Source organism: Brucepastera parasyntrophica (assembly GCF_022376835.1).
Lineage (GTDB): Bacteria > Spirochaetota > Spirochaetia > Treponematales > Treponemataceae > Brucepastera > Brucepastera parasyntrophica.
Map to the genome: position 1 here is coordinate 2,800,754 of NZ_CP084606.1, position 14,704 is coordinate 2,815,457.

At 48.8% G+C, this 14,704-nt stretch carries 10 protein-coding genes and 1 pseudogene; 8 read left to right on the forward strand and 3 right to left on the reverse strand.

Going from position 1 to position 14,704, the window contains the following annotated elements; all coding sequences use genetic code 11:
- Positions 1-42 precede the first annotated feature (42 nt).
- Positions 43-1,413, reverse strand: a complete 1,371-nt coding sequence (locus K7I13_RS13480) for an MATE family efflux transporter (protein WP_255946516.1) — start codon at positions 1,411-1,413, stop codon at positions 43-45.
- 141 nt (positions 1,414-1,554) lie between these two features.
- Positions 1,555-2,208: a TetR/AcrR family transcriptional regulator gene (locus tag K7I13_RS13485; RefSeq protein WP_255946518.1), complete on the reverse strand. Its 654-nt coding sequence runs from the start codon at positions 2,206-2,208 to the stop codon at positions 1,555-1,557.
- Positions 2,209-2,631: 423 nt separating this feature from the next.
- Here K7I13_RS13485 and fusA point away from each other — a divergent pair.
- The 6 genes and pseudogenes from fusA to K7I13_RS13515 all read left to right on the forward strand — a co-directional run bounded on the left by fusA (position 2,632) and on the right by K7I13_RS13515 (position 10,336).
- Positions 2,632-4,663, forward strand: a pseudogene (fusA, locus tag K7I13_RS13490) (elongation factor G).
- A 303-nt stretch (positions 4,664-4,966) separates the two neighbouring features.
- Positions 4,967-6,487 (forward strand): glutamate--tRNA ligase, encoded by a 1,521-nt coding sequence (gene gltX, locus K7I13_RS13495; protein ID WP_255946520.1) that lies wholly within the window; start codon positions 4,967-4,969, stop codon positions 6,485-6,487.
- 293 nt (positions 6,488-6,780) lie between these two features.
- Positions 6,781-8,133, forward strand: a complete 1,353-nt coding sequence (locus K7I13_RS13500; protein ID WP_255946522.1) for a glycine--tRNA ligase — start codon at positions 6,781-6,783, stop codon at positions 8,131-8,133.
- 21 nt (positions 8,134-8,154) lie between these two features.
- Positions 8,155-8,508, forward strand: a complete 354-nt coding sequence (locus tag K7I13_RS13505) for a winged helix-turn-helix transcriptional regulator (protein ID WP_255946523.1) — start codon at positions 8,155-8,157, stop codon at positions 8,506-8,508.
- On the forward strand, positions 8,508-9,332 hold the full coding sequence (locus K7I13_RS13510; RefSeq protein WP_255949341.1) for an ROK family protein: 825 nt from the start codon (positions 8,508-8,510) through the stop codon (positions 9,330-9,332). The genes K7I13_RS13505 and K7I13_RS13510 overlap by 1 nt, the downstream gene beginning before the upstream one ends.
- Positions 9,320-10,336 (forward strand): aldo/keto reductase, encoded by a 1,017-nt coding sequence (locus K7I13_RS13515; protein WP_255946524.1) that lies wholly within the window; start codon positions 9,320-9,322, stop codon positions 10,334-10,336. The genes K7I13_RS13510 and K7I13_RS13515 overlap by 13 nt, the downstream gene beginning before the upstream one ends.
- Before the next feature lie 6 nt (positions 10,337-10,342).
- On the opposite strand, the gene K7I13_RS13520 is transcribed toward K7I13_RS13515, so the two are convergent.
- On the reverse strand, positions 10,343-12,490 hold the full coding sequence (locus tag K7I13_RS13520) for an NAD(+) synthase (protein WP_255946525.1): 2,148 nt from the start codon (positions 12,488-12,490) through the stop codon (positions 10,343-10,345).
- 155 nt (positions 12,491-12,645) lie between these two features.
- Between K7I13_RS13520 and tyrS the strand changes: the two genes are divergently transcribed.
- Complete coding sequence (gene tyrS, locus K7I13_RS13525; RefSeq protein WP_255946526.1) at positions 12,646-13,866, forward strand: tyrosine--tRNA ligase; 1,221 nt, start codon at positions 12,646-12,648, stop codon at positions 13,864-13,866.
- Between the two features lie 182 nt (positions 13,867-14,048).
- On the forward strand, positions 14,049-14,687 hold the full coding sequence (locus K7I13_RS13530; RefSeq protein WP_255946527.1) for a lysoplasmalogenase: 639 nt from the start codon (positions 14,049-14,051) through the stop codon (positions 14,685-14,687).
- Positions 14,688-14,704 lie beyond the last annotated feature (17 nt).

Here is a 14,704-nt window from a genome sequence, read left to right on the forward strand (position 1 = left end):
GCTGCAAAGTTCGGTAAAGAAACAGCCGATTGCTTTATTGAACTAAGCCGCGCTGGGCAGCGGCATAACTCCCTTTTCCAGTTTTGTTAAATTCCGGTACTCCCCGGCAAGCAGCACCAGGGCCAGGACAAGAACGATGGCGTCGTTGGCCGGGATGGCCAGCCATACACCGGTGATTCCCAGGAACCGGGGAAGGATGAGGACCAGGGGAACAATCAGGGCGATCTGCCGGAGCATGACCACCATGCCCGCCTTGGCTCCTTTGCCCAGGGCCTGGAAAAAAGTCATGGTCATGATCAGCAGTCCGTAGGTGGGAAAGACCGAATACATAAGCCGGAAGTTCCCCAGCCCCTGTTCCACAATGGAAGGATCGGTGATAAAAGCCGAAAGAATACCCCGGGGAAAAAGCTGCATAATACCGAAGAACACCAGGGCCAGAATGGTGGAGCCGGCGATGAACACATTGGTCATGGTCTTAACCCGCCGGTATTGTTTGGCGCCGTAGTTGGTGCCCGCCGCAGGCTGAAGCCCCTGGCTCATACCCCAGATAGGCACAAAGGCCAACTGAAGCACCCGCTGGGCGGCGCCCATAAGGGCAATCTGGTCCGGCCCGCCGTAGCGCACCGCTGTATTGTAGACCACGGTCATCTGGACCAGCATGAGGACCTGCATAAGCATGGCGCTCACTCCCACGGAAAATATTCCCGGAAGCAATGATGGTTCCAGCCGGATTTTCCGGAACCGCACCACCGGGCTTTTTTTGATAAAGTAAACAAGGGTGAATACCGCTTGGCAGAACTGGGATAGGATAGTAGCCAATGCGACAGCCTGGGGTCCCCGGCCGGGCATCAGCAGGATGAACACCGGATCCAGGATGATGTTGAGCACCGCGCCTCCGGCCATGATAGCCATGGCGGTTCCCATGCGGCCTTCGGCGCGCATCACCATATTGGCGCTCTGCATGAAGTTCACAAATATTGAACCCAGATACACGGTACGCAGATAGCTCACGCCCATGGTCAGGACTTCGCCTTCCGCTCCGGAGAGCCGCAGAAAAACCGGGGCCAGGGGAATCCCGATTGCCATAACGAGTCCCGAAAGTAGAATCACCAGTACCGTCAGGTTCCCCATTATTTTGTCCACCGTGGCCTGGTCGCCCGCTCCCACGGCCCGGGCCAGGATAGATCCGGAACCGATACCCACCAGAACGGCGATGCCGTTGTTAATAAGCACAAACGGGGATGCCGCGGACACGGCGCTCATGGCCGATACCCCCACCATCTGGCCCACATAAATGGAATCCACGAAGGCATACAGTCCCACCACAAACTGTCCCAGAATAGCCGGGAGGCTCAGGCGGAACATCAGCTTCCAGGGATCCTCGGTTAAAAGATTGTTCCTTACATCAGTCATTGTTGACTCCTTATACGGAATATAGGCATTTCTGTTAGCCTTGGCTAACTTCAAAATGCTAAAAATAGGCTGTGGGGCAGCGCTGTGTCCGTTCCTCACATCCCGTATATTTATTTCAAACAGCGGATATAACCGCCGCTGTCATTTCCGGGAAGCAGCATGCCGCGGCGCATCCTCCGCCGGAACTCCGAATCCCAAAAGTACATCCCACCCGGCGGTAAAAAAAGCGGTGATATGGTCCACATATTCCCCGGCTTCCTTCCGGCTCATCCCATGGGCCACGGTTTCAAAAACCGCCGAGATATACGCGTTGGACAGGATATGGATCAGATTGGTTTTGAGTTTCCGGGGACTATACCCCCGGCGGCGCATAACCTTGATAAATCCTGCGCTGGCCTCGGTTTCCATATCCACCAGGGATTCCACATAGTGTTCATATTCCGTGCCGGCGCTGGAGCATACAATAAGCCGGAACGCTTCGAACTGTCCGTATATCCGGTCAAAGAGAAGGTGAAGTTCCCCGGCGGTATAACCGTGCATCTGCTCAACCTGTTCCGCTTCAGGAAGCGCTTTGAAACGTTCGTGGGCCCGGATAAAGCCTTCACGGAATTCCGAGGCTGCCGGTTCCACCAGTGCCCGGAACAGGGCTGCCTTATCCGGATAGTGGGCATAGATCGCCCCGGTGGTGACCCCGGCCCGGTCGGCAATGGTTCTTAGCGAGGCGTCTTTAAATCCTTTGGAGAGGAACTCATCCTTTCCTGCGGAGAGGATCCTGTCCCGTGCGTTTTCCTTCATTGTGTGCGCCAATAATAACACTGTTATTGATAACGGTGTTATTATTGCAGGCGTTGTGATCTTTGTCAATCCTGTTTTTGCACTACGCTGTTTCCGGGTATGGAGAAGTATACAAACTGCAGGCATGGAAAACTCAGGGGCGGCCGGTAAAAAGGAGAGATGTGTTTATGTGAACAAGTGTTAATATTCAGGTTAACACTTGTTCATATATGACAGTTTCCTGTTTTTTTCCTGTCTGGCGCATGTCCGCAGGTATTGTTAATTCGCTCCATCCAGGTCCTGCTTCGCCGGTTTTCTGCCGCCCGGTACTTTTTGCAGTTTCCGGGATGATATAGGTCTGACCGGCTGGACATGATCTCTTCAAGCCCGGCTTGAGAAATTTTCATTAAAACGTTAGAATATATCCGATAATTGGGGGAAGTAATGCTGGAAAAAATGAGAAACATAGGAATCATGGCTCACATAGATGCGGGAAAAACCACAACTACTGAGAGGATCCTTTTTTATACGGGAAAAATACATAGAATAGGCGAGATTGATGACGGCGAAGCAACAATGGACTGGATGACCCAGGAACAGGAACGGGGAATTACGATCCAGAGCGCTGCGACCACAACCTACTGGGGGATTTTCAGATTAATATAATCGATACGCCCGGGCATGTTGACTTTACCGCTGAGGTCGAACGTTCCCTGCGCGTACTGGACGGCGCGGTTGCCGTTATCTGCGCGGTCGGCTGTGTGCAGCCCCAGACCGAGACTGTCTGGAACCAGGCCGACCAGTATAAGGTTCCCCGGATATGCTTTGTCAACAAGATGGACAGAATCGGCGCGGATTTTTTAGCCGCAATGAATGATGTCAAACAGAAATTCAATGTGACACCGGTTGCCCTCCAGATTCCCATCGGACAGGGGCAGGATTTCGAAGGCGTTATTGATCTTATTGAAATGAAGGAAATCCGCTGGGACGCGGAAAGCGGCGGCGAAAAATTCGAAACGGCCGGGATAGATGCTGCCCGTCTGGACGAGGCCGGTGTCTGGCGTGAAAAACTCCTTGACTGTCTGTCAGTTAAATCCGATGAAATTACCGAACTGATTCTGGAAGGAAAAGAAGTCCCCTCCGGGATTATAAAAAAGAAATCAGAAGGGCTGTTATTGCCCGTGACATTGTTCCCTTTTTATGCGGCGCCTCACGCCGGAACCAGGGAATACAGCCGCTTATTGATGCCATCGTCGATTATCTTCCCGCGCCTGATGAGGTACCGCCCGCGGTCGGCTATCATGTTAAAAAGGAAGAAGAAGTCCGGATCCCCTGCAATCCTGACGGAGTACCCATTGGTCTTGTTTTTAAAATCCAGTATGACCGGGAAGCCGGTTCGCTCTGCTATGTACGCATGTATTCCGGAAAAATAAAAACCGGTGACCAGATTTTTAATGTAGGCAAGAAAAAACGCGAACGGGTAAACAGAATCCTCAGAATGCATTCAAATAAGTCGGAAGCCATAGATTCCGTTTCCGCCGGTGATATTGCCGTATTCGTGGGGCTGAAACTGGCCCAGACCGGAGATACTGTGGGCAGTGAAGGAATGCCTGTGCTCCTGGAAAAAATGCATTTTCCCGAACCGGTAATTTCGGTTGCCATTGAACCAAAAACACTTTCCGACCGGGACAAACTTCATGACACCCTTGATATTCTCGCCAGAGAGGACCCGACTTTCACAAGCAGGGAAGATGCGGAAACCGGACAGCTTATTATTTCAGGCATGGGGGAGCTTCACCTCGATGTGCTGGTTACCCGGATGCTTGATGATTTTAAAGTTGAAGCCCGGGTCGGGAACCCCCAGGTTACATACCGCGAGTCTGTCACGGCAACTGTGGAACATACCGAGAATTTCAGCAAAACTATAGGCGGAAAGGAAAATACTGCCGGTGTTACGCTCCGTGTCGAACCGCTCCCCCGCGGGTCCGGAAACCTGTTCAGGAATAATGTAAAGAAAAACGAGGCACCTGAGGAAATTTTTGACGCTATTGAACAGGCGGTCAGCAATGCCTTTAACGCCGGTATCCGTTACGGCTACCCCTGTGTGGATATAGGAGTTACTCTTACCGGTATTACGTACAGCGAGCTGACATCAACTCCCTTTGCGTTTGAAGCCGCGGCTTCAATGGGCTTTGATGAAGCCTGCCGGGCGGCGGGTCCTGAACTGCTGGAACCCATCATGTCTGTTGATATTCTGAGTCCGAAGGATTATGTCGGAGACGCAATGAGTCAGATTACCCAGAGGGGCGGGCTCATTTCAAGTCTGGAGTCGAAACCTTCTATCGAGGTTGTGCATGCCCAGGCTCCAATGTCAAAAATGTTCGGATTTTCCACCGCACTCCGTTCCGTTACACAGGGAAGAGCCTCTTTCGCGATGTCTTTTTCCCATTTTGAAGTGAAAAAAGGCGGACTGTAATCCTTTCACAAAAAAGGCCCCCTGCAGTATTCATGTATATATGCCGGGCTTTCGGAGTCTTATCTTGTCCAATGAGTAAAAAAAGCATATAATACAGTGGCGATTTTAAAATGCTAGATTTTGAAATCGCTTCCCTATATGTAGTGCAGAAAGCGTGTTTAACACGCTTTCTATAGAACCAATTTCAAAACCAACCGATTTTTGAAATTGGTTCTACACACTATAATTAAAAATAAACCCACCGCAGGCGGGAAAACCGGTTTTCCCGGTGCTAAAAAGTACCCTGCGGACCAGGAGATATATTTGGAAGTACGTGTACGCTATGCTCCTTCCCCAACGGGACTGCAGCATATTGGCGGTGTGCGCACCGCGCTTTTTAATTATCTGTTTGCCCGCTCTACCGGCGGGAAATTCATTTTACGGCTTGAAGACACTGACCGTACCCGGTATGCGGAAGAATATGTCCGGAACCTGTATGATACCTGTTCCTGGCTTGGAATTGACTGGGACGAGGGCGGAAGTAAAGGCGGTGAATACGGACCCTACGTTCAGTCGGAACGTTTCGAGCTGTATAAAAAACACGCCCTGGAGCTGGTGGAAAAAGGCTGCGCTTATTACTGCTTTTGCGACAGTGAGCGTCTGGAACGCATACGGAAAATACAGACAATGAACAAAATGCCTCCGGGATATGACCGGCACTGCCGGTCCCTCACGACGGAGGATGTAAAGGCCAATATGGACGCGGGTCTTCCCTATGTAATCAGACTGAAGATCCCGCTCGAAGGAACAACCGCGTTCCATGATACTCTGCTCGGCGATATCGAGTGGAAAAATGAAGACATAAATCCTGATCCTGTTCTGCTTAAAAGCGACGGCTTCCCGACCTATCATCTTGCGAATGTGGTAGATGATCATTATATGAAAATTTCACATGTTATGCGGGCCCAGGAATGGATTCCTTCCACGCCTCTTCATGTACTGATGTATCAGGCTTTCGGCTGGGACCATCCCGAATACTGCCATCTGCCGATGGTTATGGGACAGGACGGGCAAAAGCTGTCCAAGCGTCATGGCGCCACAAGCTGCAATGAATTCAGAAACGGCGGTTATCTGAAGGATGCCCTGATTAACTATATCGCAATGCTCGGCTGTTCCTATGAAGACGGCCGGGATATGTATACAATGGAAGAATTGGAAAAACTCTTCAAAATGGACCATATTAATAAGGCTCCCGCCGTATTTGACTATAAAAAACTTGAATGGTTTAACGGCCAGTATATGCGCCTGAAAACTGATGAAGAGCTTTTTTCCCTTACGTGGCCTTTTATCGCTAACGCGGGAATTTTCTGTCCAATGAATGAAGAAGCCCGGGTATCCGCCGGTCTTTTGTTTGCGGATCAGGCGCTGTTTGAGCCGACCGCCGAACAGAGGGAAATCCTGATGAAGGTAATGCCCCTTATCAGGGAAAGGCTTCATTTCCTGACTGATGCTCCTGCTATGGTTGCTTTTTTATTCAAGGAACCGGAAATTCCCGGCGCGGAGGAAATTATTCCGAAGCGGCTTGACGCGGAAAAGACAAAGGAAGTTCTGCTTGCTTCAATAGATGTTATTGAAAAACTGGAGGGTCTGTCCGAGGAACAGGCAAATGGGCTTTTTCACGCGAAGGCAGATGAACTCGGCGTCAAGCTCGGTGATTTTATGATGCCTGTGCGGATGGCTGTTACGGGAAGCCGGATCAGTCCCCCGCTTGTCGGATCAATCCAGATATTGGGTATCAGGGAGGCTGTCAGCCGGATTAAAAAGACGGTAGAAGCCAGATTCTAAAGTTTAACTAATACAGCGATTTTTAATTCCCGGCGGGTTTAAAAATCACGCCGGAATAAAATAGAGAACTATATAGTTAAATAATTTGAATTGTTTGACTATTTCCGGCTGCAACTGTTTCTGATGGGAAGAATTAGTTAATTCTTCCCATCAGAAACTTACATTAAAGGGTATATCTTCAGTATTTGATACTGAAATACCGTGGTGTTTTTCATCAAGGCGATTATAAAAGTCTGTTCCGGACTTATAATCGCCAAATGCGGGGCCTGACGCTCCGCCGAAGGAGATATAAAATGGACAGTCATGAGACAACAATGGAAAAAATTGTCAGCCTGAGTAAACGGAGAGGATTTGTATTCCAGTCATCAGAGATTTACGGCGGACAGAACGGGGCCTGGGATTACGGTCCTCTCGGGATCAGTCTGAAAAATAATATTCAGCAGGCCTGGTGGCGTGAGATGACCCAGCTTCATGATAATATCGTAGGTCTTGATGCGGCCATTTTAATGCACCCCCGTGTCTGGGAAGCGTCCGGGCATGTGGAAAATTTTACAGATCCGCTTGTAGACTGCAAAAAATGCAAATGCCGGTTCCGGGCCGACCAGATAGATCCTGAAAAGCTGGCAAAAAAAGAATGTTCGGAATGCGGGGGCGAGCTGACTGACACCCGGAAATTTAATCTGATGTTTAAAACCCATATCGGCCCGGCTGAAGACAGCGCCAGCGTTATTTATCTGCGCCCTGAAACCGCGCAGGGTATTTACGTTAACTATAAAAATATTGCCCAGTCAAACCGCCTGAAAATTCCTTTTGGAATTGCCCAGGTCGGAAAGGCTTTCAGGAATGAAATTGTGACAAAAAATTTCATTTTCCGCACCTGTGAATTCGAGCAGATGGAAATGCAGTTTTTTGTAAAACCGGGCGAAGATGAAAAATGGTTCGACTACTGGCGTGAACAGCGCTGGCAGTTTTACGAAAAATACGGTGTCCGCATGAATAAACTCCGGTGGCACCAGCATGGACCGGGCGAACTTGCCCATTACGCGAAAGACGCCTTTGATATTGAATACGAATTCCCCATGGGCTTCCGGGAACTTGAAGGTGTCCATAACCGGACCGATTTTGATCTTACCCGGCATACCGAATACTCCGGCAAGGACCTTCAGTATATTGATCAGGATAACGGCAATGAACGGTATATCCCTTATATAATTGAAACATCCGCCGGCCTTACCCGGAACCTTCTTATGTTCCTGTGTGATTCATATGACGAACAGAAGGTAGCAGACAAGGGAAATGATGATGACTGGCGGACTGTCCTGCATTTTCATCCGAAAATCGCGCCGGTTACCGTGGCGGTTCTCCCCTTGATGAAAAAAGACGGCCTTGCCGAGCTGGCGAAGGATATTCAGCAGGGTTTGAAAGAAGAATTTATGACCGACTATGACCAGTCGGGCGCAATCGGAAAACGCTACCGGCGCCAGGATGAAGTCGGCACTCCTTTCTGTGTTACAATAGATTATGAAACCAAGGACGATAATTCCGTCACGCTCCGTTTCCGTGATTCAATGGAACAGGTGCGTGTTCCCGTATCCGGATTGGCTGCCCGAATCCGTGAGGAAATAAAAAACTACAAGAGAACATAACCGGCGCAAAAAGGAGGTATTATGGCTGATAATAACAGACTTCATAGTGTAAATACCTCCCGCATTTTGCGTACCATCCGTCTTAATCCCGGCATCAGCCGGATAAAGCTGGCCGACGTTCTTGATTTAAACCGTTCGACGGTAACTAAAATTATCAAAGTTATTATTGAAAAAGGCCTCGTTTTGACTGCCGGCAAAAATACGGTGCAAAGCGGGGTCGGGCGGCGTCAGGTTAATCTGGAAATAAACGAAGAAATAGGACTCATTCTCGGCCTCGAAATCCAGCATTCCCGGTACTCGGCTGTACTGATGACGATAAACGGTTCGGTTCTTGATTTTTTGATGGTTCCCACAGTGTTACAAAAGACAATCTGATACAAACAGTCCTTGATCTTGTTACGCGTGCGAAAAAAAGCGACGCGCTTCAAAACAGAACCCTTTTGGGGATCGGCATTGGTTTCCCGGGGATTGTAGACAGTTATACGGGAACTATTCTGCGTTCCCGTTCCCTGGGGATATCCGAACCATTTGATTTCCGGACCGAGATTGAAAAACAGTGCAATGAGTATGTTATTATTGAGAATGATGCAAACTGCTGCTGCTGGGGCGAGCTTGCCTTTCACACGGAAAACCGGACGCGTAACTTTATTTCGGTTCTCGGCGAATTCCGCAGCGACACGCGCGGCGATAAAAGCAGACACGGTTTTTCTCTCGGACTTGGACTGGTCCTCCGCGACAGGGTTCTGCATGGAGATCATTTTACGGCCGGAGAATTCCGGAGTATTTACGCGTCCGACGATACCGGACAGTTCAGTATCCCCTATACCGAGCTGGAAAGTATCCCTGAAGACAGGAATATGCTGCACAGGGTCTATCAGGAACTAGCGGAAAACCTTGCGTTCCTGGTCAATTGCGTGGATTTTACGAAAGTTGTTTTTGCCGGGGATATTGCCGGCTATCCTGAAAATCTCGCCGAAAATCTGAGCAGGGCAATCGAGCGGGGCTGGTCATTTGATAACAAGCGGGAATTTGTGATTGAGTTTTCCGAGTATGGTGACCGCGCGGTATGCAGCGGCGCCGCCGGCCTTTTCGCTGAAAAACTGTTTTCAATACCTGATATTGCCGATCATTTTCATGAAATAGTCGGCTATGATTTATATGAACACCTGAGAGCAAAAGGAACCGTATGGAATATATAACGCTGGGAAAAACGAATTTGTTTGTCTCGCGTATAGGCTTCGGCGCGCTGCCTATTCAGCGTGTAACCGATATGGATGAGGTTGCGGCTATTTTACGTACGGCTTATGAAGGCGGCATTAACTTTTATGATACTGCCCGGCTTTATACCGACAGTGAGGAAAAATTGGGACTCTGTTTTTCCGAAATGCGGGATGATATAATTTTTGCTTCAAAGACAATGGCCCCGGACGCATCTTCTTTACGGCATGATATTGAAACCAGTCTCGAAAACCTTCAAACCGATTATATCGATTTATACCAGCTCCATAATCCTCCTTTCCTTCCTGTTCCGGGCGGAGAAGACGGGCTGTATGACGCGCTTCTGGCTGAAAAAAAAGCCGGAAAAATACGCCACATCGGCATAACAAACCATTCCAGAAAAATAATTCTCGAGGCAATCCATTCCGGCTTGTATGAAACAGTCCAGTATCCATTCTCCTATCTTTCGGACGAGGAGGATGAGCGTCTCGTTCATCTGTGCGCTGAAAAACAGATAGGATTTATTGCCATGAAGGCCCTCGCGGGAGGGCTTATAACAAATACTCCTGCCGCCTTTGCCTGGATGCAGCAGTTTGAAAACGCTGTTCCTGTTTGGGGAATTCAGAAAAAAGACGAAATAGACCACTACCTCGCGCTGAACAGATACCCACCCCATCTTGATAAAAAAATAAAAGCGGCCATTCAAAAAGACCGGGAAGAACTTTGTGGCAGTTTTTGCCGAGGATGCGGTTACTGTCTTCCCTGTCCTGCCGGAATTCCGATAAATAACGCAAACCGCATGAGCCAGCTTCTCCGGCGTTCGCCGAAGGAACAGTGGCTTACCGCGGAGTGGCAGGAAGGAATGATGCGTATTGAACAATGCACCCATTGCGGCTACTGTTCATTACGCTGTCCTTACGGCTTAAAACCGTATGAAACCCTTCCCGGCCAGCTTGCTGAGTACCTGACTTTCCTGGAAAAATAATGCTTTTTACTCTTCCAGTTTTTCTACTTCTTTCAGCCAGACGGAAATGGACGCATCGCTTGGCATGCGCCAGTCGCCTCGCGGTGAAAGCGCTACGCTGCCGACTTTCGGTCCGTCGGGCATACAGGACCGTTTGAACTGACTGCTGAAAAAACGTTCATAGAATACTTTCATCCATTTCAGAATTTCCGGCCGGGTATAGGTTTTTGCCAGTCTGGTGTTTTCCGCCGTGAACGCCTGTTCCGCGAGAAACAAAATACGGGACGGCGAAAATCCCCATCGGGTTACATAGTACAGGAAAAAATCATGCAATTCATATGGTCCTATAATATGTTCCGTTTTTTGGGAAATTTCATTATTGCGTGGCGGCAGGAGTTCGGGGCTGACCGGAGTATCAAGTATGGATTGCAGAATTGAACTGAATTCCTTGTATGATGATTTCATAAGGGCCTTATCGGCTTTTACGGGTCTGCCGTATTTTTTGTTTCCTGCCGCCTCGGGCGGATCCACAAAAAAATCAGGGTTTTCAGCGCAATATGCCAGAATATGCCGGATAAGTGTTTTCGGAATGGACGAGTTTACTCCGTACATGGACATATGATCGCCGTTATATGTTGACCAGCCCAGCGCGAGTTCCGATAAGTCCCCCGTACCGATAACCAGCCCTCCGCTCTGGTTGGCCTTGTCCATGAGGATCTGTGTGCGTTCCCGGGCCTGCGCGTTTTCATAGGTGATATCAAACACTTCAGGGTTTTGCCCAATATCCTCAAAATGCTGCTTAACCGCTTTATGAATCCATATTTCGGACACCGATGTCCCGAGAATTTCGGCAAGCTGTACAGCATTTCCTCTTGTCTGTTTGGTTGTCCCGAAGCCGGGCATGGTAATTGCCTGGATGCCTGTTCTGGGCAGTCCGAGACAGTCAAATGCCCTGACTGTAATAAGAAAGGCAAGGGTTGAATCGACTCCGCCGGAAATACCGATAACCGCTGTTTTGCTGTTGGTATGAGACAGGCGCTTTGCCAGCGCAACAGTCTGAAGCGCTATGATTTCCTCACAGCGGCGTGCTGTTTCCTCCGGGTTTCCGGGAACAAAGGGAAGCGGATCAATTTTCCTCAGAAGGGAACGGCCTGTCTGGAACAGGGGAATGGTTGTAACCGCAGTGGGTGAAGATTCCGCGGGAACAGTATTTGTATTGTCCCCCGCGTGTATTACCGATGATTTTTGCGGGGCCGCAGAATTATCAAGAGCAAGAGGGATCCTTACATACTGACCGCCGCATCCTGAACCCTCTTCATTTGATACCAGCTGCATCCGGCGCCGTTCCTGAAGAAGGCGGGTGATATCGATATCCGTACAGATGAGTCCTGTGGAAAAAAGTACGCTTTCCGCAAGAATAATCCCATTCTCCGCGATCAGATTATGACCGGAAAATACCATGTCCGTGGTCGATTCCCCGTGACCGGCATTCGCATAAACATATGCGCACATACCCTTTGCGGACTGACCCGCTACCAGATTTCTGCGGTAATCGGATTTTCCTACAATTTCATTGCTTGCCGACAGATTCGCAATTATGACAGCGCCGGCCTGAACGTGGGCGGATGAAGGGGGTACCGGCGCCCATAAATCCTCGCAGATTTCCACCGCAAAAGACATATCCGCATTTTTTTCATCAGTAAACAGAATATTTGTACCGAAGGGTACGGGGTCATTTCCGAAAACTCCCGCCGGTATTGTAAACATCGCTTTTGGCGCCGGAGAAAAGTGTCTTTTTTCGTAAAACTCGCCATAGTTCGGCAAATACGTTTTCGGAATAATTCCATGAATTTTTCCCCGGGAAATAACTGCGGCGCAATTATATCTGCTGTTCCGGAAATTCATGGGAAAGCCTATTATGCTTGTTATGGGAAGCTCCCTTGTGCTTTCGGCAATCAGGCGGACTGCAGTTATGGATACTTTTCCCAGTAATTCCTGCGAGAAAAGATCCCCGCAGGTATATGCGGTTATGGAAAGCTCGGGGAAAACAGCAAGCCGGGCTCCCGCGCCTGCCGCTTCATGTATAAGCGAAATAATGCTCCCCGCGTTATTTCCGCAGTCTCCCACCACGCATTCCGGTGTGGCCGCCGCTACTCTCAGAAAGCCCTGTATCATACGTAATCTCCCTCAGAACTGATAGTACAAATATATCCCTTATTTTCTTCCGGGGCTGACAGCAAAAAAAATCACCATCGTCCATGTCTGTTTTTATACTGTTTCCGACTGTCTTTCAGTATACAAGATTTTGTAAAATAGTTATACTCTTCGGCATGAATAAAGCACTTGAAACCCTTAAAGAACGCGGTTTTTTCCAGCAGTGTACTGATATTGACGGCCTGTCACGGCTTATGGATGAAGGCCCGGTCACTTTTTATGTGGGCTGTGATCCTACCGGTCCCAGTCTGCATATCGGTCATATGGTTCCCTTTTTTGCCCTCAGGCATCTGAGATCGGCCGGTCACCGGGGAATTGCCCTCGTGGGCGGCGGCACTGCCCGGATCGGCGACCCGTCCGGAAAAACTGAAATGAGAAAGGTTTCCTCCTATGAACAGATTGACAGGAACACCGAAGCCATTCTTGCGCAGCTTAACCGGTTTATCGGATTTGACGGAAAAACAGCCCTGAGCGAAAATAATAAAAACTGGCTTGCGGATCTCAATTATATTGATTTTCTCCGGGACATAGGTTCCCATTTTTCCGTAAACCGTATGCTCACTTTTGAAGCTTACAAAAAACGTCTTGAAACAGGTCTGACCTTTATCGAATTCAACTATCAGCTCCTCCAGAGCTATGATTATCTGAAACTGAATGAATGGCACGGCGCGGCCCTTCAGATCGGAGGGGATGACCAGTGGGGAAATATTGTTGCGGGCATAGAGCTTATCCGCAGAATTAACGGAAACCAGGTATTCGGATTGACCTTTCCCCTTGTAACAACCTCGGACGGAAAAAAGATGGGCAAAACGGAAAAAGGGGCTCTTTTTCTTGATCCGGACATAACCACCCCTTACGACTTTTTCCAGTACTGGCGGAATGTTACCGATGCCGATACCCGCAAATTCCTGCTGCTCTTTACCTTTCTTCCCGTTTCCGAAATAGATACCATTATGGCAGGGAATATCAATGAGGCGAAAGAACGTCTTGCTTATGAGGTTACCGGAGAAATTCACGGAAAAGAGGAAGCTGACAAAGCCCTTGCCGGCGCCAGGGCAGCATTCAGCGGCGGCGGCGACAAAAACGCAATGCCTACCGTTCAGGTAGAAAAAAAACGGTTTACCGAAGGGATCGGAGTTATTGATCTCTTTGCCGAAGCTAAACTGGGCGGGAGCAAAAGCGATATACGGCGTCTTGTAGAACAGGGCGGAATATATGTCGCGGACAGAAACATAACGGACGTTAAGGCTGTTATCGGACAGGATGTTCTTGATCCGGACGGAGAAGTCATCCTCCGCGCGGGCAAGAAAAAATTTGTCCGCATAACAACTGGTTAACCACTTTATTACTATAACAGCCATTTTTATCTCACAGTAAAAGTATCTTTTACTGTGAGATATTTATTTCCGTTTTTATTATAAATAACAGGAATTCCGTGGAGTATAAATTCGCTTTATTTCCAATCATGTTATATAATTGAAGGTGAGTACGTTTCAACCAAAAGGAGGCTATGGAAGGCATGAACACAGTAATCATCGCGGTTTTTGCGCTTGTTGCCGTATTACATTTAGCGGCGGCTTTCCTTGAAATCCAGCCGCTCCGCAAAGTGACCAAGATTTTTCTTGTGCCGCTGCTTTTGCTGTATTACTGCCTGAATACCCGGACCTTTCTTGTTCCCGTACTGCTTGCCGCCGTATTCGGCTGGCTTGGCGACTGCTGTCTGATTAAGATATCGGATAAAAGGTTTTTTATTGCGGGCCTTTTCAGTTTTCTTCTGGGCCACATATTTTATATTCCTTCAATGCTCTTTTTTACCGGCTCGGTTAATATTCTGTGGCTTGTGGTTTCCGTACTTGCCGGCATTGCGTTTGGCATCGTGACAATTAAAACAGTAAAACCTGATAAGCCAATGCTGGTTCCTGCCATAGCCTATGTAGTTGTTATCCTGCTTATGAGTATCACGGCGCTCCAGCTTTTACTTTTCAGAAAAGATTTCGCCGCCGCCGTTATTTTTGCTGGCAGCCTTTGCTTTATGATTTCCGACTACATTCTTGCCCGTTTTACATTCAGCTCACTCCCGAAACGGGGAAATTTTTATATTATGCTTCCGTATATCCTGGCTCAGACCTGTATTCTGTACGGACTTTCCCTCTGCTGAACTGAAGGCGGGGGGCT